The following is a 26,327-nucleotide window of genomic DNA, read 5'->3' as shown; positions in this document are numbered from 1 at the left end:
TACATAAGAAGATAGGAACCACTTTCCCTGACAGGGGAGGTGGTTCTTTTTTTGTATTTCTTCAACATTTCCCCCTTCCATTTGTCCAAATGTTAGAATACTCCTATATTTATTGTCTAAATTATTAATAAATCGAGAGATGTTGAAAGTAGTAACATTTATGAAGCAAGTGGCCCGTGGGCTACAGATGGAGGGAAACTTTGGTACTGCTCATGTATACCGTAGCAGTCTCAATGCCATCATTGCGTATTGTGGGAAAGAAGATTTTACCTTTGACGAGGTGAGTTCGGAGTGGTTAAAAGGATTCGAGGTACACCTTCGCAGTCGTGGCTGTAGTTGGAATACCGTTTCCACTTATTTGCGCACGTTTCGTGCAGTTTACAATCGTGCCGTTGTTCTTCGTGAGGCAACTTATGTTCCCCACCTGTTCCGTTCAGTTTATACCGGAACTCGTGCCGACCATAAGCGTGCGTTGGATGAAGAGGATTTAAAGAAAGTATTTGCCGGATTTTCGCAATCCTTTGTCGTCTCTCCGTCCTTACGTCAGGCACAGGAGCTGTTTACCCTGATGTTTTTATTGCGCGGTTTGCCATTTGTCGACCTCGCCTATCTGCGTAAGAGTGATTTGCGTGACAATGTGATCACGTATCGCAGGCGTAAAACAGGTCGTACCCTTTCTGTGACGCTGACTGCGGAAGCGATGATTCTGGTAGAGAGATATATGAACCGTGACAGTTCTTCTCCTTATCTGTTTCCTTTGTTGAAGAGCCGTGAAGGGAGTCCGGAGGCCTATCGTGAATACCAGCTGGCATTGCGCACCTTCAACCGCCAGCTGATGTTGCTGGGTGAATTGTTGGGACTGGGCGATAGATTAAGCTCCTACACCGCGCGGCATACTTGGGCTACGACAGCCTATTATTGTGAGATTCATCCGGGAATTATTTCCGAAGCGATGGGACACTCTTCCATTACTGTGACCGAAACCTATTTGAAGCCTTTCAGGGATAAGAAAATAGATGAGGCCAATAGGCGGGTAATCGATTTTGTAAATCGTACAGTTAGCATTGCAATTTGTTGATAAATAGCCCGTTACTTCGTAGGTAACGGAATTAAATATCGGTGCAAAGATGAGTATATTTATTAAAACATCCAAACGAAATCGTACATTTTTTCCAATAAATTACTTAAAAAAGGAACAAGCATAGAAGAACACGTGGATTCTTTGTCTTAGAACGGTGTCAACGTCTAAATTTTGCAATAGATTCCCCTCCCCTCTACTTTTTCTGATAAGCAGGGGTTAGAAGATTCGTTATATATCGTGGTATTTTCCAGTATAGACTACTCCCAAAGAGCAGGCACAAAGGTTTTCCCGTTACCTACGAAGTAACGGGCATATTATTATTGAAACTTAGTGTTTAATAATATATTATTAATGTAATTTTTAAGTAGTTATGAAAAGGAAATTTGTAAAAGTGATGTTCTTCGGGGCGTTGGTGCTTTCTACTGTCACCTATGTAGGCTGTAAAGACTACGATGATGACATTGACAATCTGCAGACACAGATTGACGCAAACAAAGCTAGCATTGCCGAGTTACAGAATTTTGTGAAAGAGGGTAAATGGGTTACTGCTGTAGAACCAATTACCGGTGGATTTAAGATTACTTTTAATGATGGTAAGAATTATTCTATCGTAAATGGTACGGATGGTACTGACGGTGCAGCAGGTGCAGCTGGTACGAAAATTGAAATCAATCCTACTACAAAGAATTGGATTATCGACGGAAAAGACACCGGAATTTGCTCTCAAGGACAGAAGGGGGATAAGGGCGATAAAGGTGACCAAGGTATCCAGGGGCCACAAGGCGAACAGGGTATCCAGGGCCCACAAGGTGAACAAGGTGTTCCGGGTGCTCCGGGTGAACAGGGTCCTCAAGGTGAACAAGGTATCCAGGGTCCACAAGGCGATAAAGGCGAAGATGGAAAATCACCACGTATATCTGCTGATGGTTTCTGGGAGGTTTGGAATGCTGAATCTGGAGAATATAAGAAGACAGAATTTGAAGCAGCTTCTCACATCTATGTAACGGCTGATCCTAAAAATCCATTAGTTTGGGTATTGAATGTTCTCAATAATGAAACTAAAGAATGGGAAAAGGTTTCTATGCCGAAGGTGGCCTGTATCACTAGTATGCGTGCACTTGGCGAAACGAATGGAAATGTTGATTTAGGTTCTTCTATAGCTGAAGCTTCTTTATACTATGGGGTAGTAGGACAAAAAGATGGTGTTAAGTTCAATGGAAAAACTTATCCGAAAGGAACATTCTTATCGGCTAGAGGTAGCGTGATTCATGCTCTGATCAATCCGGTTAACTTGAAACTTGATGATATACGATCTTATGAAATTGGTTTGATTGACTCAAAAGGTAATACTAATTTTGTTATAGCTGCTATTGATGCGAATACCAGTGAAAAGGCGTTGACTCGCGCTGAAGAAAGTACGGTCAATAAGGGTATTTACGATTTGACTTTAAAATTCAAAGAAGGAGTAGATCCGAAAAACTTGGATAGTAATATCGCTTATGCGCTTATAACCAAAGATGCATGGGGCAATGAAATCATTTCTCAATATGATGTGAAAGTTTCGGCATCTAATAAAGAAGAAACTCTACAGAATGCCAGTGAAGAGGTAGAATTCAGAACTCCTCATAATTTGGATAAACTGGTAGGTGATGGTTTGAATGGTGTTGTAGATTATTTCTATGAAATTAAAGATGAAGATCTTCGAAAAGTCGAAGCTAACTTCGATAAAGATACGAAAGAAATTATCGCTAATAAGGAGGGAGCATTGCCTGTTACCATCAAGTATCTTACTATTCAAGGTAAAGAGATGACTGCGACTTTGACTTTAACCTTTACGTATAAAGCAGAAGATGCTCAAATTGCAGATATGACTTGGGTTGTAAGTGGTAAAGAAAATGAACTTACAGCAACTTCAGCGATTGCAGATCCTTCAGTAGATATCATAAAGAAAAACATCGCTGGTATTAAAACGACAATAGCCTATACTGACGGTAAAGTCGAAATCAATGGTGAGAAAGATTTGGAATATGAAGAAGGTATCAAGTTAGCTTTGGTAGGCTTGGATAAAGATGGAAATGAGATAGCAGAAGTAATAGAAGGTCATGAGATAGCAAAAGCAGATCTTGATAAGATCGTTAAATTTGTGATTAAAGCTACATTTGATCATAAAACGATTGCTGCAGTTTCTCATACCGCAACTGTTAAATTCAAGAATAAAACTTCTGATGCAGCTTTGAATAACGAATTTTTGTATGAAACAGAATTCAAAATAGCTGTAAATCAGGTTAATAAAGATTTGTTTAACTTTAAACGTGCAGAAGCTTATTTTGACGGTGATAATGCTACGGCTTATGGTAATGTAAATGATACTGAAGCTGAAGGTAATATCACATATAATCTTTATAACCTCTATCAAGAAGGTACTATTACAGAGGATGACAAGTTGCTTATTTCATTTGGCGAAGAAATACCGTTTAAGGAAAAGGACGGTAAGAAAGAATATGCCAAACCATGGTTAGATGAGGACAAAAAGGCGAGTGATAAGATTACAGTAGCACCTTATGATGCTTGGGGTGGTGCTTATGAGGGTCGCAATATCACAGTATCTTATGCTCCGTTTGGAAATAAGCGCTTGAATGTTATTACTGACAAGTTCTACTTGACTGTGAAGTCTGAAATCTTCGAAGGTACCTTTAAATATAATGGTGAAACAGGCACTAAAGATAATCCATTTGTAGTTGACGGTGGAAGTTCACAGAAGCTTTTGGCTAAAGATTTCATAAAGAAAGATGCTTATGGGGCTGACTATAAATTTGATGATCAGAGAATTAAATCTGTCGATCTTGTATTGGAAGACCAGAATGCTAAAGATTATCTGTCATTAGACAAGAATAGTTTTGTAAGCAATGATGAAATAGTTATATCTAAATCAGCTTCTCAAACACCGATTGTTACTCCTCCGACCTGTAAGGTAAATATTATCATTACTGATAAGTGGGGTAAAAAGACAACTGAAACTGTTTATGTTAAAGTTGCGAAATAATTCAAACTAAAAGAAATATGCTGAAAGATAGGTCAAAAGACTATGCTTGTGAAAGTATATCTTTTTATACCTATCTTTCTGAAAGGGATACCTCCCTTATTTCCCACAGGTATCCCTTTACTTTAATCTCATAACATCTTCTTCTTGGCACTAGAATCAATTGGCTAGTCCCTTATTTTCCCAATAAATTAAGGAGATGTTTTGAGAATACAGAGAGCCCGGGCTTGCGAAAGTCCGGGCTTTTTATTCGCTTTATATCGGGATGCGGGCTGATCATAAGCGTATATATATTGCTTTCGGATATTATAATAACAAAAAAACGAAGTTTCTTTGGAAGCTTCGCTTTTTTATTTCTCAATGCATTAGCTATCAATTAGGGTAATCGCACCCAAAGTCTATTTTTTTTCGCACGGACTTGAACTAAATTCTGCCATGTAGATTATCTACTCAAACAATGAGAAAAGCATAAAAGTGTCGCTGCTATTTTTATAGCGTTTGTTGCTTTACCAAAGGAGAATAATATATTAATCGATGTATTTTTTGATTTGCTCCACTGGTATTGACAATTGTTTGGATATCTCTTCAACCGATGTCCCATTGTTACAGAGCATCTTAACCATTGAACGAATCACCTGCTCTTTCTGTTCAATCACCTGCTCTTTCTGTTCAATCACCTGCTCTTTCTGCTCAATTTCCTTATTCTTCATCATAATTGTCGTATCCCTGTCCTCTATTTCAGAAAGAATCTCGTCTTCTATATCCATGGCACGACGCACGTTGGGTGCGGCAGCAGCCTTCAGCAGTCGATGGACAACACACTTCACCTCATCATCAAGATGCTCATCGTTAATTTCCAGATAGTGTTCGCTATCAGCCTGACGGTATTCCTGATCGAATACACTCAGCAGACGTTCGAGGCGGTTACAGGTTCGTCCGGTGAGGAAAGGAATCTGTACGATGATGCTGTCATGGGTCAGGCTCTCGATGAAGGGGTCGGGAGAAGGAAGAGGATTGTCATCATAATCCAGATAGCGGCGGCGTACGTAAACCACCGGTTCGGTAAGGTCACCCAAGGGATGCCCCAGGATGTAGATAGAGATGATGGGCAACCCATACGTACGCCTTTGCCCATGCTCGTTCTTTTCTTCGATGATATTCTCCTTGTTGAGATACTGAGTGCCCAGATACTGGCGGAAGCGCAAGGTTTCAGTGATGAGCCAGGTCTTTTGCAGTTCGATGAGGACAAGGTGTTCCGAACCGTCATTCTCACGAATCTTTGCAGAAAAGTCTATACGAAAGAGTGAGATGCGCGTATGTTCCATGGAAGTATACTCGTGCCGACGCATTTCAAGGTCTATGATATCCTTTTTGAGCAATGCGGAAAGTAATATCTTGGCGACTTTCTTATCTTCCATCAAGAATTTGAAGACGGCGTCGTAAATGGGATTGGCGATGATGGTCATATTGCTTACAGTTTAATAATGAAGCAAATATACTTCTTTTATTTGATTAATGAGAGGATGAAAAGGTTAATTTTTCTATCGGAAAGGAATTACGGTATTCTAAGTTAAAAGAATTCGATATAAAATGTTTGGAGAAAGAGCGGGAGGTCTATTCGGTGTTGCATCTTGGTTCTGGTATGACAAAGTACACAGCTATGGTTGATTGGGAAGAATGATTGAATCTTGCAATCCTTTCAGCTTGTTTGATGCATTTGCTCAAAAGGGCATCACACACTGAAGTTTAATGGGTGCTTTATAATGTCACTTGTCACTTTTTTGAACTAACCGGTTTATTATCAATGAGATATGTGTGACAATATAGGTATAGATTTTGTTACAAAACAGGAGGTGATAGATAAATAAATACGATGAATAAAGAGTTTCTGGACGACGGTGATAAGTTAAAGAGAATTATCTATGAGAGAGCTTGTCTTTTCCTCCATGTTTCAGCACATTATTAATCTTTAGCACGGCTCTTTCCATTTAAAAAGTGCAACTAAACCGATTTCCAAACAAATTGATTTTCAATGTTGCTTCTCTTGTCATGCCGAATTCGTACTGCCTCAAAACACAGAAGCCTGATCAGAGTCTAAATGAATAGCCTGTAATTTAGTACATTGGTAAAATCCATCATTTTTTGAATGAAAGATCCGTGTTAAGAAATCAACTATCTCTGTCATCCATTTGTTCGATTGTAGGAATCCCCTTATATTTATTGTCTAAATTATTAATAAATTATGAGATGTTGAAAGTACTAGCATTTATGAAGCAGGTAGCCGCTGGGTTACAGATGGAGGGAAACTTTGGAACTGCACATGTTTATCGTAGTAGTCTGAATGCCATCATTGCTTATCGTGGGAAAAAAGATTTTGTTTTTAGTGAAGTGACTTCGGAGTGGTTGAAAGGGTTCGAGGTATATCTTCGTAGTCGTGGATGCAGTTGGAACACCGTTTCTACCTATTTACGGACCTTTCGTGCGGTTTACAATCGTGCTGTCGATCTTCAGAAAGCTCCTTATGTTCCTCATTTGTTTCGTTCTGTTTATACCGGAACGCGAGCTGATCATAAGCGTGCACTGGATGATGAAGATATGAAGAAGGTGTTTACTAAATTATCTCGTGCGTTGGGGGTACCATTAGCGGTATATCAGGCGCAGGAGCTATTTATGCTGATGTTTTCACTTCGTGGTATGCCGTTTGTCGATCTTGCTTATTTGCGTAAGAGTGATTTGCGCGATAATGTAATAACGTATCGCAGACGTAAAACCGGGCGACCATTGTCGGTGACATTGACTCCGGAAGCAATGGCTTTGGTAAAGAAATACATGAATCGTGATTCTTCTTCTCCTTATTTATTTCCGTTGTTGAGAAGTCGTGAAGGAACCAAAGAAGCTTATCGCGAATATCAGCTTGCATTGCGTAACTTCAACCGACAACTGATGTTATTGGGTGAATTACTCGGATTGGGGGATAAACTTAGTTCGTACACCGCGCGCCATACTTGGGCTACGACGGCGTATTATTGTGAAATCCATCCGGGTATTATTTCTGAAGCGATGGGACATTCGTCTATTACCGTCACTGAAACCTATCTGAAGCCTTTCAGGAATAAGAAAATTGATGAAGCAAATGAGCGAGTTCTTGATTTTGTAAAGCGTTCAGTAACAGGTGCAAGTGCTTGAAAATTATACTGTTACTCTGTAGGTAACGTGAATAAATATCGGTGCAAATATGAGCATATTTCTTAAAACAACCAAATGAATTCATACATTTTTTCTAATAAATTATTCAAAAGTAGAACTGTAGCAAATAAAACACATGGATTCTTTGTATTAGGGTTTTGTTAACCTCTAAATTTTGCAAAAGATTTCCTTCCCCTCTACTGCCTTTCAGAAGCAGGGGTAAAAAGTTTCATCACATTTGGTATCATTTTTCAGTATAGACTACTCCCGAAGAGCAGTTACAAAGGTTTCTCCGTTACCTACAGAGTAACGGATATGTTATTATTGAAACTTAGTGTTTAATAATATATTATTAATGTAATTTTTAAGTAGTTATGAAGAAAAATTTTGTAAAAGTGATGTTCTTCGGGGCGTTGGCGCTTTCTACTGTCACCTATGTAGGCTGCAAGGACTACGATGATGATGTAAAAAGTGTGCAGGAACAAATTGACCAGATCAAGTCAAATAATCCTGTGAGCGTGGGAGACATGCAATCAGCTATTAATGCAGCTAAAAGTGCTTTGGAAGGTCAGTTAGCTACATTAAAGACAAATTTGGAGAATAAAGATTCTCAAATCACAACTTTGAATCAGAAAGTTGCTGATTTGGAGGACAAATTGAAAAACGCTGCAGATAAATCAACGGTCGCTCAGTTGACAACAGATTTGACGGCGGCTAAGAATGATCTGAAAGCACTGGAAAATCTTCATCAGTCTGATATTGACGATTTGAAAAGGAGAATTGACGGTTTGGATGGCTTGGTTAATGAATTGAATGGTTTAAAAGACACTTTTGCTACGAAAGAAGAATTGAAAAACTACGTTCAAACAGCAAATCTGCCTGGATATATCAGTAATGAGATTGCTGCTGCTTTAGGTGAAGATGGAAAGATTGCTGCTGCAATTAATGGGGCTATTCAAACGCAAGTTCTTGTAGAGTTTGGTGGTATGAAGGAAGTTGCAGCTCTTGCCGGAGAGGATGGAACAGTTGCAAAAGTTATTCAAGGTTTGTATACTGCTATCAATGATGATGAAAATGGTATTCTTGCTAGACTTGTGGAATTGGAAGACTATAAAAAGGAGTTGGAACAAACAGCAAGTAATAATGGATTTGAAGGTGGTGTAAAAGATGTAGTTGCAGAGGTAAAATCTCTGAAAGGTACTCTTTCCGGCCTTTATTCAAGTACTGAATTCGGAGACGCAGTCAAGGAAATTGTTAAGACAGAATTGGGGATTGTAAAGACAGATATAGAAACGTTGAAAGGGGATCTTGAAAAGCTGGGTGTTGCTATTAATAGTATGATTCAGAGCGTAGTATATATTCCTACAACAATAGATCATAGCGTAGATTTCTATACATTGTATGCTAAGAAAACTTCAACCTCATCTTCTTATGTTGTTGCAGCGAAGAGTGCGGATGCAAAAGAATTGCAATTCCGTATTTCTCCGGCGTCTGCTGCTATGACTTTGGAGGATTTCAATAAAAATTACGAAATTAAGTTAAATGCTGAAGAACGTAACTGGACTCGTGCCGCTGAACCGTTTGCCGTAGAAGTGAAGAACTGTGAAGCCGGTGTTCTTACGGTATCATTAACTACTTCAAGTGAAAAGAGCCATGCGATATCTTTGAATATTGCAAGTAAGAAGGATGCGGAAGGTAAAGAAGGATTGGTTCCGACAAATGTTAATTCTGATTATATCGCGGTGATTCAGTCTAGTTATTATCTGAAGACTGCATATTATATGGTAGCAACAGAGAAAGCAGGCGAGATTATTTATGATGTTCCCCAACCGGTTGATTATTCGGGAGTTGGAACTTTGACAGTTGCATATACAACAACTGCAAGTGGAGGCACAGCATTTACCAAAACATTGGAAGAACTGAATGTAAAGAATATCTTTGAGACGACTTATAGCTTGGATGGAACAGATTCAGAGCTATTTGAAATTTCTTCTAAGGGTAGTGTTAGTCTAAAAACATCCGGCCTCATTGCTTCTTTGGATAAAACTGCTGATGTCATAACTAAAGTAACAGCTCCAGGTTTCTATTTGGAAACTAGTTCAGAGAATCCTAAGAAGTTAGGAACTGTAACAGTAACACGTACTATTGATGAACTTACACACACGTATGATATGGAAGAACGTGACTGGACTAATGAAGCTGCAGCTGCTGCAGAGGAGAGAGTAGTTTTAGATGTTGCTAAGATTTATAATAATCCAGCTGTGAATATCCGTCCATCAGCTTATGAAGGTTTGAACTTGGTTGGAACTTTACCAACAACAGGTATACGCTTAGAAAAGGGTAATAGTAATGCTTTGACTTTAATCATTCCTAAAAATACAGCTGCTGGTGATTATACCGCAACAGCTAAGTTTGAAGGAGACGGTTATACACTTGTTGTAAATGTTCCGGTCAAGATTAAGCCTATCACTTTGGCTAAATTGGCTAGAGTATCGGAAATGTGGTCTTCAGATCAAACTCATACAGGCTTTACTCCGACCAGAGACTCTGAGACAGCAGCTACTGCTATTACTTCCGAATTTAAGCTTGCTACTATATTCTCCAACTTTGATGCTGTTAAGGCTGCTGTTTTGGCTAAGGGGGGTACTTTCAAAATCACTACTAACATTACTGAAAACAGTATTACTGGTGTTAGCTATGCTGAAAACGATGCTAAGTTTACGTTTAACAAAGACACTTACACCGGTAAAATGACTGTTGATGGTGAATCAGTACCGGCTGTAGTTAAGTTTGCAATTAAGGCTAGCTATAATGGTAAAGTAGAGGATACGATTGAAGGTATTGTTGAAGTGAAAGATATTAGTGGAACTTGGGTTGCTCCGACTGAAAAGACGCTTTCTTTATCTGATAAATCAGGAGAATATAATGTTTCAACAGGCTTTGCTTGGAATGATTTAGCAGGTAAAACTATGTGGAAGAATGGTGCCGTAGTAGCAGGAACAGGAAGCAATGGATTTGCAACTTCGGTAACTGATCCTCTTGTTATCTATGGTCTGGTAGCTCCTACTTTTGCATTTAAAGAAGCTGCTGCGTCAACTTATCTGTCTCTTGATCCTTCTACTGGAAAGGTGACCTTTACAGCGGAAGGTAAATCTCACCATTTCTACCAGGCTGTAACTTATACTATAGAAGTAAAAGCTGTATCTAAATGGGGGACAATTAAGAATTATGAAGGAAAGAATACAATTACTGTAACTATTCCGGCAGAAGAATAAGAAGAAAAATTGGAGAGTCGTTTCAAACTTCCTAATATTTCATATAAGCAAAGGATGTTTTACAGTTGAAACTACTCCAGATGCAGAAAGATCAAACTCTTCTTCACCTTATGTGAAGAAGCCACCGAGAAGAAACAGAGTGAAGGATTTGGCTTGTGAAAGTCAATCCTTCTAATTCTGCTCTTCTTATAGAAAGGGATACCTCCCCCTTATTTCCCACAGGTATCCCTTTTTTTATTTCATAACGTCTTCTTATTTGTACTAGAAATCAAATTGCTAGTCTCTTATTTCCCTATTGATTAAGGAGATGTTTTGAGAATAAAAGCCCGAGCTTGAGAAAGTCCGGGCTTTTACTGCTATTTATCAGGTTGAATTTGCTGAAAGTCCTCATCATACAGTCCCACGAGTAGGCTTTGTCCTTTATCATCCACTTTCAGTCCGCCATACATGGCTTTTTGATAAAGAGTATCCTGTCCTTCTTCAAAGAAGAAAGATTCGGCACCGAGGAAGAGGCGTCTGTTTATTATTTTATATTTGATAACTAGCTCATTGTCGTTTACAGGCTCCAAAGTGTTTTGTAGCCGTACAATTTCTCCTACCTGATTACTGTCAGTATGTAATATGGCATAACCGCGTGTGTCGGTTTGATCATCTAGCAGATCAGATGAGGCTTCCTTGTAGTTAAGCCTCATATAGTCTCCTTGTATGAGAGACCGGGGATCGACGGGGACCAGCTGCAACAAAACCAAACGTCCGTTTTTCAAGGTCTGCTCTTTCTTGTAAACCGACCAGTTGAAATATCCCAGTAACAATATCAGGTTTGCGATAATCAATATTCGACTATACTTTTTCATGTCTTGTCCTTTTTTGAGTGAAGAAATACCAGGCTGTAATACATGCAATTCCGATGCAGAAAAGCGTTATGGATTTGTTGAGCAGACTCAAATTCAAATCATAATAATACTTGGAAACAGCATAGATAAAGAGAAGGAGCGAGGCAGCACACTCCGCTCTGTAACCATAATGGAAGCATATTAAAATCAGTAACAAGCTACCGGATAAATAAGGAGCAAACACGGTAGGCAGGCAGATAACAATACAAAGAATGTAGATGCCAACCTGATTTACTACATTATCCACTTTCATGACCTGCATGATTCGTTGAACCATGATAAGAATTCCGAACCATATACAAATAGACAGTATGCAAGACACAAGCCAACTATTTGTTTCTGATATCAGATAATTGATTGATAATCCTCCCAGTGAGACGATACCGGATACGAATAATCCGAAATGAAATGGTCTGTATTTGGAAAAGTGATTCTTTGTTCCTATACATTCAAACAACTTGTTTTCAAAGATGTTGGTAAGTAGAAACAGTGTAAGGATAGGAATTGCAGCTATTTGCAAGGGATAAAACGAAGAAAAGACATGGGCTGCTTCTCCGAAGAAAGAGATATTAAACAGAATGACTGAAAGAAAGGGGAGGATAAAACCTCTTGATAGCAAGAATGTGAGAGTACTGATTCCCATAAGTGTAATGAAGAGGAGATTAATGCTGGTATTTATACCCAGACTAATCGATACACATCCGGCTATGTATAAAGTGATGTTGATTGCATCCAGAAAAGGCCGGACCACCATGCGGCTGATTGTCAGAGTCGTGAGAAGTAATATACTTCCTACAATCAGGCAAGAAATATCGGAGCGGAAAATCTCGGCAAGTGCCAAAAATCCCAAAAAGAAAATAGCCGTCAGGACTCCTCCGATAATGGATACGACTTGAATAGTGAGGTTATGCTTCTGTACCATACCATTGCTTTTTTAAATGAAGAATGATGTAAATAAGCAAAGTTGTTCCGGTGATAACAATAATTCCTCCGTAGAAGAGAATATCTCCAAGATCACTTTGTGATATGAATGTAGTCAATAGAATCATTAATGAAGCAAACGGAATAATAGCCAGATAGAACAGTTTTTTTATTTTCCATCCATACCAAAGGCCTACAGAGAATAGAAGGACGGTGCTTATGAGAGGAACAGACAATATGGTGTTCTCTTTGCAGATTGCCATCATTAACAGGAAACTGGTGTGTATGATAGTAGCCAGTGAAAGAAGACTGACAAGCCAACGATTATTCCTGTTCAAATGACCTTTTGCGCTCATCCATTCCGTGATTATCGTTGCCATGGCACATATCCAGGTTACTGCATTGGCTAGTAAAGTCATTTCCCAAGAGTTGGCGTTAGCAATCTGTATATTGTATAACCATATCGTGGTACAAAGTAATCCGATGAACGTCAGCCATAACGGAGCGAAACGGATAGCAACCGCCCAGAGAATGGTGAAAAGGGTCCATCCCAGAAAAAGATCGTAGGCATCGGCTCCCGTTTGGTAGATTTGCCCGAAGACGGCGAAAAGCGTACCTATCAAGAACGTGGCTCCGGTCAGGAGAATCTGTTTGACAAGTTTATTCCAACGGGTGAATGTGGCGAGCAGGACAGAAACTGCTAGTAACACCTCCACTATTCCTAATTTTACAAAGTTAGGTAATTCATCCCAGTTGTAGGCAAAAAAGAAGATAGTGCCTACTACTGTAAAACCAACGCCCACTGCCAATAAAAAAATAGAAAGGAATTGCTTCCATTGTTTGTTGTCTGCATACAGCGCTTGTCGGGATAAAGGCGAAAAAACGGTCTTTTCCATGTGTTTTTTACTTTTTATATGCAATATTTGCAAAATTATCTGACATCTGCAAGTAAATCGTCAGATAATTTAGTCAATGAGACATGGCTCTCTCATACATAAAAATGAAAATCCTCTTTCAATCTATCACCTATCACCACCTATTTTTTTGAAAAAGCGTCTAGTAAACAATCATTTTAATAAGGAGTAATTCTTGTTTCCTTACGGGGGAACTAGTGTTTCCTTATGATGGAACTAGTGTTTCCTTACGGTGGAACTAGAGTTTCCTTATGGTGGAACTAGAGTTTCCTTACGGTGGAACTAGTGTTTCCTTACGGAGGACCAGGTGATAGGTGACAGATACAGGTGATAGGTTAGCAACAACCTATCACCGCCCTGTAAATACGATGAATAAAGAGTTTCAGGACGATGGTGATAGGTTGAAAGAGGAATTGACGAAATCAATAGGGAGAGGATTTGTAGAAAGAATTCTTTTTATTAAAAGCTTGTCCATATTTATTTGTTTATATTGGTTTTTATTTGATTTACAATGTATGTGTCTTCTTCATTCTATCTATCGTAGCCTCGTCCATTAACTTATCCAATATACGTACAAATCTCCTCCAGATAGCGTGCATCGATAGTGTCAAAACTATCCAATGTATCACTGTCGATATCCAGCACTCCGACAACTTTGCCCTGCTTTAGGATCGGTACTACTATTTCCGATTTCGAGTCCGAGCTACAAGCTATGTGTCCGGGAAACTGCTCTACATCGGGAACAATCAGTGTACGGGCTTCTTTCCAGGCTGTGCCGCAAACTCCTCTACCGAAGCGGATGCGGGTACAGGCAATGGGACCTTGGAACGGACCTAATACGAGTTCTTCTTTCTTCACAAGATAAAAGCCTACCCAGAAGAAACCGAAAGTTTGTTTTAAGGCTGCTGCCATGTTGGCAAGATTGGCTATGAGATCCGTCTCCGTACTTACCAAAGCATGTAGTTGCGGAAGTAACTCCCGGTACTTCTCTTCCTTGCTTCCCGTGCTGATGATTAAATTTTCTGCCATATCTTTTCTATTTAATTTGGTTCAGGATACTTGGGTCTTTTATTTTATCGTCTTCTGCAAAGAAGATGATCTTAGTCAATATCTCGGCTGTCTTCGGATCTTCATCTACAAAAGGTAGGAACAGGCGTCCGCGACTTTGCGAATGTACCGGAAGAACGGCAATTTGTGCGCCGCCTTCCTGATGGATCACACCGCTGCCCAGATGGATCTTGTATTTGCCGAGTTTGCCTTCAATGTGGGCAAAGCTTCCTTGTACCGTCACGTTCTTGAAATGGAACAACGACATTGTCAGTTCCACCAGTACGCTGCGCATCTCGATGGTAGAGTGGCTGGTTTCCGGATCAACGCTTCCGGCATGGGCTACACTTACTGCCAGGTCTACGTCCCTCATCACTTCCGAGAAAATGACAGGAGGAATCTCCGAGATTTTCATCAGTTTGTAGTCTTTGCGGTTGTAGAAGCAGACATATTCCAATGTCGGAGCTTCGATGTCGGCAGGAGAGAACCAGTCTGCCATGGCATAGATGATGGCGATGATGTTCTCTTTGTAATAGATCTTTTGGAGACCGTCTTCATAGTCGGCTACCCAGCGGCGTCCTTTCAGTATGGCAACCGTTTTCTGTGACTGAATCTGATTGCCTGCGTAACGGCGGGATTGAGTGGCTTCTGTTTCTTCCGGAGTCGGAACATAGAGCTCACGGAATACCTGCTTGAAAGGTTGGCGGATAGCCTTATCGAACAAGAATTTCTGATAAGCGTGCCAGTCTCCGCTTGCGTACAGGTCTGTGGGATGGGCGATGCGTAACTCGTCTTTCGGTTTTAGCGAGAGGCAAACGGCATTCACAGTCACCAGCAATCCATCGGTGTAGAAGCCTGTCTGTCCGTTACAGATAAAGACAAGATGCCTCAACAATGGCCAGATAACAGGGTTTTGCATTAACTTGCGCAATTCGTTTTCTTCAAAACGGATACAGTCTTCCATCGCCTGTTCCAACATCACGCGGGAGCGGGTATACTGGTCTTTCAGCTTTTTATGTACCGCTTTCAGTTCTTCTACATACGGATGCTTTTTCAGTTTGGCAGGCATACTGTTGAGCTCTTTGCCGTTTTTGATTTGCTTTATCTCCGATTTGCCTTCCTCGTTGATTTGTATATACACTTCTACACCGTCTATTTCTTTGGGAGACAGGTAGGGGAGGAGGTCCTTGATTAGTTCCGTTTCCATGCTCCAGGTCAGGCGCGTAACGTCTCCGTAACCGGAGTTACGTGCCAGGTTTTGCAGGGCGATGTTTACCGCTTTCTTTTCGCTTTCCTGTCTTTGACTACCGAATTCCTTACTCTCTTTCAGGAACTTTTGCAGGTATTGATAACGATCCAACAATTCTTTGTCCGGTTTCCGTCCCAATGGGATGAGGCCGTAGCTCATCAATAAGTCTTTGTTGCGTTTGGCAACTATTTCTTTCTTTACATCTGCCGCCTTCACCGCACCGTTGATGGCATCGGCAAACTTACGGGCACGGGTATGGCTATTGCTGCATGAGATATATTTGGCGGCATTGTAGACCACTTCGAAGCGTCGTTTGCCAATCGTCTTAAACGCATCCTTGAACCAGTCGATATCAAAAGCACCTTCCCGCAAGTCTTCCACGTCGATAGGAGTGTAGCGGGCGATGATTGCTTTCTTCTTCTCGTCACATGTCTCATTGGTATGGGCGTGGAAATAATAGGCAGCACTTGTCAGCCCTTTCCAGCCTATTGCCTTTTCAGTCAGTTCAATCCATTGCGGAGCGAACATGGCGGCTTCTACCAGTCGCTCGTCGCTGATTTCGGCTTGCTTCGCCAGTCTTTTCACATTCTCGCTGGTGTCTGTCGGCAGGGGATGGCAAGCATGGAGCAAGCTGCTTAATACACCCCGTTTGGTGTTACCCCAGTTGTAACTGTCACGTATGAAAGTGTCTTTGCCGAATGCTTGCAGAATACGGATAAATGTTGGGGCGCCATAGATATATTTTAATTCTTCTGCAAGGGAGGTAACTTGTGTCTTGGAGTCTCCGCGTTTTAATTCGATTTCAAGAATCCGGTCTACCACTTTTTGGGTGAGGGAACGGAAGAGGGAGAGGTCGATATATTTGATATCGGCGTATCTTTCTTTTTCCTTGTTGAAACGAATGTGGTCGTTCAATACCATCGTAATTTCCTTGATCTGCCCGGGGGAGCTGATGCGCCCCATCATTTCACGGTACACTTCCTCTGTCGGGATGATTCCCAGCATCCAGGCACGGGCGAAGTCCGTGGCATGAAGATAAGAGTCTGTTTCCTCCAGTTCGGGGGTGTGCTCCATGTAGTTGGTGAGCTTATAAAGCTGATAGCGCACTGTGAAATAACGGATAAATAGATCATCACTCATGGGCTTTTGAGGCATTTTGAGCCAGAAGTTCACGAATTTGTTATTATGTATCGGGTAAACGATTTGTCTTTCTCCATATTCCTGTTTGTCCCGGAGCCATGCATGCTTACTGGTGTACTGGCGGAAAATGTTCCGGGTGTTTAGCAAAGGCAACAGTTGGAGTAGCATATTGACAGACAGTCGTTGATAGACGGCTTCCTCTTTGTACTCGTATGCCAGTGCTTCGATGATGTCGTTCATCTGTTCATAATACGGCATCTTTCGGAGCTCTTTCTGCAGTCCGCGGTAAGTGATGCCGGCATACATCCGGTTGACAAGTGGCTCAAAAGTATTACTTGATTCCTGGTCTGCCTTGATGTCTTCTTCATCTTCCTCGTTGGAGTCGTCTTTATCTTTAGGGGTACCTGTCGATGCAAGCATGAAACTCATCATCAGCAATTTGTCATAGCTTCCTATTTCTTCTTCGTAGAAGACTTTCCATAATTCAGGGAATCCGAGTCCGCTCAATCCTCCGTAGTTGCCCCAGTTCATCAGGACACTGTTACCTATCAGGCATGTTTCTCCATAGCTGTTTTTGAATTCTTTATTCCTGTAGGTTTCGATGTATTTGCTTAGTCTCTTGAAAACGAGTTTGGCCCTTCCGAAGCAAATGAATTCGAATGTTTTTTTAACGTTGAATCCTTTGTCCTGAGTAATTTCCGGCAGATTGACTTCAAGAGACGGATCGTACAGGCCGAAACCGTTTTCTCGGGTATACTGTTGTGTGATGTTCTCTTCTGTTCCATCGCCAATCAGAGATTCTATCAATACTTTTTCTTTGGGGTTCGGCTTTTGAATCTCTTTGACTGTCGGGAGCAGTTCCCGATAGATATCTTGTAGGATTTTTACATTGTGTATGGTCTTCATCATGTCCAATCCTGCCAGGCGGCGTTCGGCAACCTTGTCCGTTAGCAAGCGGCGGATGCTGCCGCCCAGCTGTTCTTGGGGCTGCTTCATCAGCAGATTGATAGCATGGATACGCATCTCACTGTATTTGAAGCGCAGCAACTCTTCTATTTTCCGGTTTTGTTCGGGCGACAAGGTCATCTCGGATAATACTTTATATGCTTCTTCACGCACATCCTGCGAACGGTCGCTCAGTGATTGCAGTACATATTCTGCTTGTAGCGGACTGGTCGGTGGAGCCAATACGACACCAATATAACCTGCCCGCATATAACTATCCAGGGAGGGGAGATAGCTGCAAAGATCGTCTTTCAATGCAGAGTTCTCGGTTATCCAGGTGATGTATGCCATCTTGAGAACGACTTCCGAGCGGGTGAGCTCTGCGTTTTCCCAAGGGAACACATAAGGAGAATAAATCTCTTTGGTGGAGATGGACTGATAGATTTGCTTCAGATATTGATAATGGCGGATCGCCTCTTCTTTGCTATCAAAATAATCGTGGAGCGACGGGGACTCTTTGTCCCCTCCGTATCGGCTGAGATAGAGATCGGACAGATACAGCGGTAAGATAGCCGCTACCACCGACGGTTCCGTATGCCATTTTTCGAAGGCATCTTTACTGATGTGATGGTTCATGCCTGAGTATTGTGTACAACGCAAGAAATAAAGTAACGTCTGTACCTGATATTGGGCGCCTTTCTTGATAATTTCCGGCACAAGCGTTTGAATCTCTTCCGTATGATAGAATCCGATGCTCCATAAAGCCAGATAGAGTTCGACTGTATCTTTGCTTTGAAGAGCATGGTATGCTTGTTGCCGGTCGTTCAGAAAACGATGGATCAGTTCTATATATTTATGGGTGATACGTTCGTTGCTGTCTTGTTCTCCGATCCCCGTGCTAACTGCAATACCGCGTTTCACGGAGGCGAATCGCTGCAGGCCGTTGTCGTAGATGACCGAGAAAAGATGGAGATAACTTTCGGGACAACCTTCGTCCATCGTTTCCATGATAGCTTGACGAAGGCCTTCCTGTAGTTTGGCTGCCAGAAGTAACTTCCCTTCCAGTTCCAGCAAGGGGAGGTATCCGCTTACTGCGATAGCTTGGAGATGTCTCTGGTTGAGGCGGTTGGCGTTATTCTCACTGGTCAGTACGTTGCTGAGGTGTTTAATAACAGTCTGGTTACCTTCTGCTATTTGAGCGGACATCCAGTTTTGGCAGTCCATCGAATCTTTGTATGCTTCTATTTCTTTCGGAGTGTTTCCTCCGTTCAGTATGGCTTGAACCGTAAATCCGGTGGCGCGTAGTTTCAGAAACTGGGTCAGTGCATCTATGACGTGGCCGATATGTAGAAGAGGATTTGCCGACCGTTGTGACCGGCGCGAGTATCCGTGAGTGTACGGGCATCGTGCTTTGAGCTTCAAATAAGTGTGGAACAGGTGGGCGTACTCGTCTCCCAATAGATAGCGGAGTATCTTGTTCAACTTACCATCGAAAAGATTGGCAACGCTTTTAATCTTCTCTTCTTGAATAATATAGATGATGCAAGGCTCTAATTTATCGCTGTATGTATCATACCGGGTATCCATGTTGAAGTATTGCATAAATATATCCAACAATGCCATTGTCTCTTTGTCCAAACCGGTTCTCTTTTTCGTTAACCTTTCCAGGTACGGAGCAATCCGCTTATTTAATGCGTCATTATAAATCAGTCTCATGATTCTTTTCGTTTTAAAAGTGTCTTATAGGATAATGGTTACCATAATCTTCCCGACAACATAGTGAGCCGGACGAAGGTTAAGGTAGATTCTTCTTTAAGTTGGATGGGAGAGGATAGGGCTCCAACTTCCGTATCATCCATGAAGATGCGGAAAATTCCGTCCTCATAGGATTGCAAAGCATTGGTGATTGCTTCAACTTCCGCGGCAGGTTTGCCGTTATAATTGACTGTAAATCCTACTTTGCCGGAGGCTGCTTTATTTTCCACCTCTTCTTGTGTGAGATATTTTAGTACTTCGCTTTGTTGCAAGCGTTCATTATATTCGCGGACTTGCCAACTGACGATGGCTTCAATCATCTCTTGTACATTGGCAGGCGGGACAGGAAAGTCGACAGGGATCTTTTCAATGCTGCACTTCCGTCTTCCTAGCTGTTTGACTTGGATATATACTCTCATATTCTCTTTTATTGGGTAATTTGAATATTTGATGTAATGACATTTTTCTGAAGTCATCAAAAGAGAAATTACTTATCTCACTGACAAATGTATAGAATAATAATGAGAAAATAATAGAGCGTGACAAATAAAAAAGCATCCACTTCGTAAGAAGGGATGCTTTTATAAAATTTGATAGATTATTTATTACTTTTTGTAGAAAGCCAAATCTTCTTTGTCGAAGTTTTCGATGAAGCTTGTATGCTTTTCTACTTCTGCTTCCGCATAATTCAAATATATATGTGCAGATTTGGAGAACAGTTCGGGAGATTTGCTGGCATCTTGAATCAGCAGATGGCACATGATAATATCAGCAGCCATTTCCACCAGTTTGCGGGCAGTGAAGTCTAGTAATTCCTGATCTTGCGCTTCTTTCACAGCGTTGGTGCTTGCTTCGAATTTATCAGCCATCTTCTTCAGGCGAGACATCAGCGGTTCCATTTCCGGTGAGCAGGGAATAGCTTCAAACTCGCGGATAGTGGCGAGGTAAGAACCGTTTGTCACGTAACGGATGGCGGCTACCGTCTGCAACTGGGTGGTTCCTTCGTAGATGCTGGTGATACGTGCGTCACGGTAGATACGTTGGCAAGCATATTCCATCATGAATCCTGAACCACCGTGAATCTGGATACAGTCATAAGCGTTCTGGTTGGCATATTCAGAGTTCATGCCTTTGGCCAGCGGAGTAAAGCTGTCCGCCAGTTTAGCGTATTTTTTCTGTTCCTGACGTTCTTCCGGAGTCAGTTTACGTTCGCGGGCGATGTCGTCCAATGCTTTGTAGATGTCTACGTAGCGTGCTGTCTGATACAGCAATGCACGTCCGGCATCCAACTTGCCTTTCATGATAGCCAGCATATCGTATACTGCCGGGAATTCGATGATCGCTTTACCGAACTGCTTGCGGTCTTTGGCGTAAGCCAATCCTTCATTGTATGCAGCCTGGCTCAAACCTACGGATTGTGCGGCAATACCCAGGCGGGCACCGTTCATCAAAGCCATTACGTATTTAATCAAACCGAGTTTGCGATCACCGCAAAGTTCGGCTTTTGCATTCTTATACACCAATTCGCACGTAGGTGAACCATGGATACCAAGTTTGTTCTCGATACGACGTACGTTCACCCCCCCCTGGCGTTTGTCATAGATGAACATAGACAAACCACGACCGTCTCTTGTACCTTCTTCCGACCGTGCCAGTACGAGGTGAATATCAGCGTCACCGTTCGTAATGAAACGTTTCACACCGTTCAGCAACCAGCATCCGTCTTTTTCGCTGTAAGTAGCTTTCAGCATAACGGATTGAAGGTCGGAACCTGCATCCGGTTCAGTCAAGTCCATAGACATTGTTTCGCCTTGGCATACACGAGGAATGAAGCGGCTGTGTTGGTCGGCATTACCGAATTCATACAGCGTTTCGATGCAGTCCTGCAAAGACCAGATATTTCCGAAACCTGCATCGGCGGCAGCCACGATTTCCGCGCACATGGTGTACGGAGTGATCGGGAAATTCAAACCACCGAATTTGCGTGGCATGGTCATACCGTTCAGACCGGCTTTCACCATCGCGTCCAGATTCTGTTTGGTTCCGGAAGCATATTCTACGCGACCATTGGCACAGTGGGGACCTTCTTCGTCTACACCTTCTGCGTTAGCGGCGATGATTTCTCCGGTGATTTCTCCGGTAATCTCCAATACTTTGTCGTAAGAGTCTATAGCATCTTCGAAATCCAGCGGAGCATAGTCGAATTCATCTTTATCTCTGTAATTGCGTTCTTTGAGCTCGCAAATACGTTTCATCATCGGATTGTTCAAGTGATACTTGAGTTCCGGTATGTCTGTATAATAATTAGCCATCTTTCCTTACTTGCTATTTTGTTTATAATACTTAATCATCTTCGGCACAACTTCTTCGATAGTTCCGTTGATTACGTAATCGGCAATCGTGTTGATAGGAGCATCCGGGTCGTTGTTGATGGAGATGATGATACCACTTTCCTGCATACCGGCGATATGCTGAATTTGTCCGGAGATACCGCAAGCGATATAGAGTTTCGGACGAACCGTTACACCCGTCTGACCGATTTGACGGTCGTGCTCTGCGAAGCCTGCGTCAACGGCAGCACGGCTGGCGCCTACTTCTGCGTGAAGTTCTTTAGCGAGGTCAAACAACAGGTCGAAGTTCTCTTTCGAACCTACACCATAGCCACCGGCTACGATAATCGGAGAACCTTTCAGGTTATTCTTTGCCTTTTCTACGTGGCGTTCGATTACTTTCACCACATAGTCCGTATCGGCCACATATTTCTTCACATCGTGACGAATGACCTCTCCCTGATAAGTCGGAGAGAGGATTTCTTTCTTCATCACACCTTCGCGGACAGTTGCCATTTGCGGGCGGTGTTCGGGGTTTACAATCGTAGCAACGATGTTACCGCCGAATGCCGGACGGATCTGATACAACAGGTTCTTATAAGTCTTACCTTCTTTTTTATCTTCGTGGTCACCGATTTCGAGTGAAGTACAGTCGGCAGTCAGCCCGCTGGTCAAAGCAGAAGAGACACGCGGACCGAGGTCACGACCGATGACGGTAGCGCCCATCAGGCAGATTTGCGGTTTCTCTTCTTTGAAAAGGTTCACCAAAATCGAGGTGTGAGGAAGTGAAGTATAAGGATAAAGTCCTTCACCGTCGAAAACGTGAAGTTTGTCTACTCCGTAAGGAAGGATTTGTTTTTCAATATCTTTGAGGCCGCTTCCGGCAACCACAGCTTCGAGCTGACAGTTCAACTGGTTGGCTAACGAACGACCTTTGGTCAGAAGTTCGAGGCTGACGTCTGCAACGTTACCTTCTTCTATTTCGCAATATACAAATAAGTTATTCATGATTATCCGATGGTGTGGTTAGCTAATAGTTCAACAATCAGGTCTTCCACGTCACGGTCGCTGCCGCTGATGGTTTTACTCTCTTTCGTATGGAACACAATGTTCTGGATGGCTTTCACTTTGGTCGGCGAACCGGACAGACCGCATTGTGCAAGGTCACCGTTTACGTCAGCTACGCTCCATTCTGTCAGATTCAGATAATCGCGCTTGTCATACAGGTCCGTATAATCAAGGTTGCCTTGCTGTTTTTCCGTGATAGTCTTGGCATGTTTGTATTTCTGAACCAGTTTCGCGTTGCGCGGGCGACAGGGAGCAGCCGAGCCGTTTACGGTAATCACGATAGGCAACGGACCTTCCACTGTTTCAACTCCACCGTCGATGTGGCGTTTCACTTTGATTTTACCATCACCCACTTCCAGGATTTCTTCTGCGTATGTGATTTGCGTCAGTCCTAGTTTTTCTGCTACCTGAGGACCTACTTGGGCTGTATCACCATCGATAGCCTGACGACCACCGATAATAATGTCACAGTCACCAATTTTGCGGATGGCGGTAGCCAGTGCGTAAGAAGTAGCCAGTGTATCTGCACCGGCGAAAGCACGGTCGGTCAGCAAGTAACCGTTATCTGCCCCACGGAAAAGTCCTTCACGAATAATATCGGCTGCACGTCCCGGTCCCATTGTCAGGATGGTTACGGTAGAGCCTGGATGAGCATCTTTCAATCGAAGCGCTTGCTCAAGTGCATTCAGGTCTTCGGGGTTGAAGATGGCGGGAAGTGCCGCACGGTTAATCGTTCCGTCGGCTTTCATGGCATCCTTCCCGACATTACGTGTGTCGGGAACCTGTTTTGCCAATACAACAATTTTCAAACTCATGTTATAAATTTTAGTATTAGTATTTCTACAAGTTAGCAGCCAGTAGTTAATAGTAGTAATCTCTTGCTATCCAAACTATCCGGTTAACTATCAGTGTGCAAATTTACTCAAACACTTGGTTCTGACAAGAAAACCAGGCAAAAAATGCACAAGTTTAAGGATTTTGAGCAAATAAACACGATAAAAAATAAGCTGACCGTCAACTGTTAATAGTTGAGATGTCAAGTATTAATAGTTGACACGTCAGGTGTTAATACCTGATACATCAGCTATTAACATCCAATGTGCAGGTTATATATACCTTGTATATTGAATCTATGTACGCTGTACTTTGGGTATATATGGACTATGCGTTGGAACGATAATTTAAGATTAGCTTCATAGTATTTAAAAATACATTTTATCTTGCACTTTACACCAAATCGATTTATTCGATTGGTATGCAGTGGCCTAATACGGTGTAAGATATTGTGGAAGATACATTTGTCTTACACAGTGTGTCTTGTCTGTAAAAAACTTAATTCATTCATAGAAGATAAACTTCTAATTGACAAATATCGTATGCACAACCTATAGAATCTGTTTGAAACGGCCAATATCGGATTTGAAACCGGCATTTCCGACTTTGCCAAGATGAGAAAAAGAATTGGCTGAGTTAAATATACGCTAATTTAATTCCGCCAACGGGTTAGAAAATGATTAGAAAGAGAAAAGGGAGTGCCGGAACCGATTTGTATACGATTTTCCGGAAATCCCCTTTTCCTTTTTTAAGCCTCTTTTCCGATTATCGGATTATTTTTCTGATTCCCATTCGGGGTTTTGTATGATGTTCTTGTTCTTATAGAACTCGTCTTGTGGGATGGGCCACAAGTAGTATTTGAAAGCACTCGGACGAGGCTCGGTCTGCACGCGGGTGTAGAAAGAGGGACGTACCTGATTGATGTCCATACCCCAGATACCGTCTTTCTCTACTTCCTGGAAAATCTTCCAACGACGTTCGTCAAAGAAGCGATGGTTCTCGAAAGCCAGCTCGATACGGCGTTCGCGCTGAATCATAAGACGTACAGCCTCTTTCGAAGAAGACTTCAGCATATTGTATCCGTTCTTCTGGCTGACTGACCATCCGGGTAGTCCGGCACGTTCGCGCACGAGGTTCACATAATGAAGCACGGTTTCGATGTTGCGGTCATCGCATTCATTCTCTGCTTCGGCATAGTTCAGGTAGATTTCTGCCATGCGGATAATAGCCATGTGGCGATTACCTACACTTTGACTGTTTTTCCAGTTGACGGTCGGGTTGGAGAACTTACGCATGATGTAGCCCGTTGTTGATTTGTTGCGCGAGGTGCTCAGACCTGTATTTCCTCCTTTATAGAACTGGCAGATGGTACGTTTATCTTCGGGCGTGGAGTTGGGAGCCAGCCAGCGGCTGTTGTCGTAGCAGATAGAAGCATAGAAACGAGGCTCGCGGTTGGCATACATCAGGCTGGTGCCGGCCAGTGCATAGCGGGTCGGTGTGGCGCAGGCTTCTCCGGTTTCGTCATTTTCGGGATAAGCGGCATCCTTGTCTGCCCATGCTGTATTGCGGATGGGGAGTCCGTTTTCTGTGTAAAAGTCGTCAACTACATTCTGTGTGGGAGCATATCCTGCCCAGCCATTCACAAAACGCGGTCCGTTAGCCTCGAAGTCCCAAAAGCCGCAATTGGTGCGGGCAAAGATGATTTCTTTGTTTTTGCTCCAATCTGTTTCGAGAAACTGATACTGGTAGTCTATCATTGGGTCATTGTTCAGATTGTCATCGCTCTTGTAGAGTCCGAAGCGGCTGCCATATTCTTCTACAAAACGCTTGGTGGCATTGCGGGCTTTGGTCCATTTCTCTGCTGAATAAGTTGGGTTAATCAGTGGTGTGCCGTTGGGAGTTTGGAAGTAGCTATACTTGGCGTAATCGGCATTGCCGTTGTAGAGCGGACTGGCAGCATAGAGTAGCACGCGTGCCTGCAATGCACGGGCAGCTGCTTGGGTGGCATGTCCGTAGTCGAGGTTTGAATAATACCAGTCCATCAGCCTTTCTTCGCATGCCTGCTCCAGTTGGTCATAGATATATTGCACGGTTTCGTCGACAGTGCTGCGCGGAATGCTGGTCTCTTTGAGTGGAGCATCCATGTTGATTTCCGTTTCGGGCATGATAACCAAAGGTCCGTACCAACGCATCAGGTTGAAGTAGTAATACGCACGTAAGAAACGGGCTTCGGCTTTATACTGACGCTTCAGGTCGGCTGTCAGATTGAAGTCGTTGCAGGCATCTACGTGTGAGATGAAAGTGGACGCTTGGCGGATGGCGCGATAGTACTTTCCCCACGACTGACGCCAGCTTTTGGCAGGAGTCATCGCATCATTGTTGATGTAGTTCTCTTCGTATTCGGGCCAAGGGAAGTCCATTTCATCGCACACGGGTCCACCTCCGTTTTTCGGGTTTTGTTCTTGAGGAATATAGCTGTAGACGGTGTTTAGGTAGCGTTCTACGTCTTTTTTTGTCGAGAAGACAGCCTCCAGACTGACTACATCGTCGGGTACTTGGTCGAGGAACGAACTGCACGAGGAAAGCAGAAGGCAACTGCTCATTGCGGCAGTGATAAATAACTTATTTAGTTTCATGATGTGTCTCTTA

At 42.5% G+C, this 26,327-nt stretch carries 15 protein-coding genes; 4 read left to right on the top strand and 11 right to left on the bottom strand.

From position 1 onward, the window contains the following. Positions 1-139 precede the first annotated feature (139 nt). Both AB9N12_RS02650 and AB9N12_RS02645 read left to right on the top strand, forming a co-directional pair. Complete coding sequence (locus AB9N12_RS02650; protein ID WP_369889459.1) at positions 140-1,078, top strand: tyrosine-type recombinase/integrase; 939 nt, start codon at positions 140-142, stop codon at positions 1,076-1,078. A gap of 373 nt (positions 1,079-1,451) precedes the next feature. Further along, positions 1,452-4,124, top strand: coding sequence for a collagen-like protein (locus tag AB9N12_RS02645; protein ID WP_369889457.1), 2,673 nt, complete (start codon positions 1,452-1,454; stop codon positions 4,122-4,124). 524 nt (positions 4,125-4,648) lie between these two features. On the opposite strand, the gene AB9N12_RS02640 is transcribed toward AB9N12_RS02645, so the two are convergent. After that, positions 4,649-5,587 (bottom strand): hypothetical protein, encoded by a 939-nt coding sequence (locus AB9N12_RS02640; RefSeq protein ID WP_369889455.1) that lies wholly within the window; start codon positions 5,585-5,587, stop codon positions 4,649-4,651. 781 nt (positions 5,588-6,368) lie between these two features. Between AB9N12_RS02640 and AB9N12_RS02635 the strand changes: the two genes are divergently transcribed. Both AB9N12_RS02635 and AB9N12_RS02630 read left to right on the top strand, forming a co-directional pair. Further along, positions 6,369-7,307: a tyrosine-type recombinase/integrase gene (locus AB9N12_RS02635; RefSeq protein WP_369889454.1), complete on the top strand. Its 939-nt coding sequence runs from the start codon at positions 6,369-6,371 to the stop codon at positions 7,305-7,307. A 374-nt stretch (positions 7,308-7,681) separates the two neighbouring features. Then, entirely contained in the window at positions 7,682-10,582 is a 2,901-nt protein-coding gene (locus AB9N12_RS02630) for a MepB protein (RefSeq protein ID WP_369889452.1), read from the top strand. A gap of 356 nt (positions 10,583-10,938) precedes the next feature. Here the strand turns inward: AB9N12_RS02630 and AB9N12_RS02625 are convergent, their stop codons facing one another. From AB9N12_RS02625 to AB9N12_RS02580, 10 genes are all read right to left on the bottom strand, one after another. After that, entirely contained in the window at positions 10,939-11,436 is a 498-nt protein-coding gene (locus AB9N12_RS02625) for a GDYXXLXY domain-containing protein (protein WP_369889450.1), read from the bottom strand. Next, positions 11,423-12,397 carry a DUF4401 domain-containing protein gene (locus AB9N12_RS02620; RefSeq protein ID WP_369889448.1) on the bottom strand — a complete coding sequence of 325 codons (975 nt, stop codon included), beginning with the start codon at positions 12,395-12,397 and terminating at the stop codon, positions 11,423-11,425. The genes AB9N12_RS02625 and AB9N12_RS02620 overlap by 14 nt, the downstream gene beginning before the upstream one ends. Beyond that, a complete protein-coding gene (locus tag AB9N12_RS02615; RefSeq protein WP_369889446.1) occupies positions 12,381-13,292 on the bottom strand; it encodes a DUF2157 domain-containing protein in 912 nt (303 codons plus the stop codon). Before AB9N12_RS02615 ends, AB9N12_RS02620 begins: the two co-directional genes overlap by 17 nt. Positions 13,293-13,868: 576 nt before the next feature. Next, positions 13,869-14,339: a GAF domain-containing protein gene (locus AB9N12_RS02610; protein WP_369889444.1), complete on the bottom strand. Its 471-nt coding sequence runs from the start codon at positions 14,337-14,339 to the stop codon at positions 13,869-13,871. 7 nt (positions 14,340-14,346) lie between these two features. After that, on the bottom strand, positions 14,347-19,407 hold the full coding sequence (locus AB9N12_RS02605; RefSeq protein ID WP_369889442.1) for a DUF4132 domain-containing protein: 5,061 nt from the start codon (positions 19,405-19,407) through the stop codon (positions 14,347-14,349). A gap of 38 nt (positions 19,408-19,445) precedes the next feature. After that, entirely contained in the window at positions 19,446-19,865 is a 420-nt protein-coding gene (locus AB9N12_RS02600) for a hypothetical protein (RefSeq protein WP_369889440.1), read from the bottom strand. A gap of 186 nt (positions 19,866-20,051) precedes the next feature. Continuing rightward, a complete protein-coding gene (locus AB9N12_RS02595) occupies positions 20,052-21,758 on the bottom strand; it encodes an acyl-CoA dehydrogenase family protein (RefSeq protein WP_369889438.1) in 1,707 nt (568 codons plus the stop codon). 6 nt (positions 21,759-21,764) lie between these two features. Continuing rightward, on the bottom strand, positions 21,765-22,784 hold the full coding sequence (locus tag AB9N12_RS02590) for an electron transfer flavoprotein subunit alpha/FixB family protein (RefSeq protein WP_369889436.1): 1,020 nt from the start codon (positions 22,782-22,784) through the stop codon (positions 21,765-21,767). Between the two features lie 2 nt (positions 22,785-22,786). Continuing rightward, positions 22,787-23,659 (bottom strand): electron transfer flavoprotein beta subunit/FixA family protein, encoded by an 873-nt coding sequence (locus tag AB9N12_RS02585; RefSeq protein WP_369889434.1) that lies wholly within the window; start codon positions 23,657-23,659, stop codon positions 22,787-22,789. Between the two features lie 792 nt (positions 23,660-24,451). Next, positions 24,452-26,314 (bottom strand): RagB/SusD family nutrient uptake outer membrane protein, encoded by a 1,863-nt coding sequence (locus AB9N12_RS02580; RefSeq protein WP_369889433.1) that lies wholly within the window; start codon positions 26,312-26,314, stop codon positions 24,452-24,454. Positions 26,315-26,327: the final 13 nt, after the last annotated feature.

The organism is Bacteroides sp. AN502(2024) (genome assembly GCF_041227145.1).
GTDB lineage: Bacteria > Bacteroidota > Bacteroidia > Bacteroidales > Bacteroidaceae > Bacteroides.
This window is presented reverse-complemented; position numbering and strand designations above follow the sequence as displayed.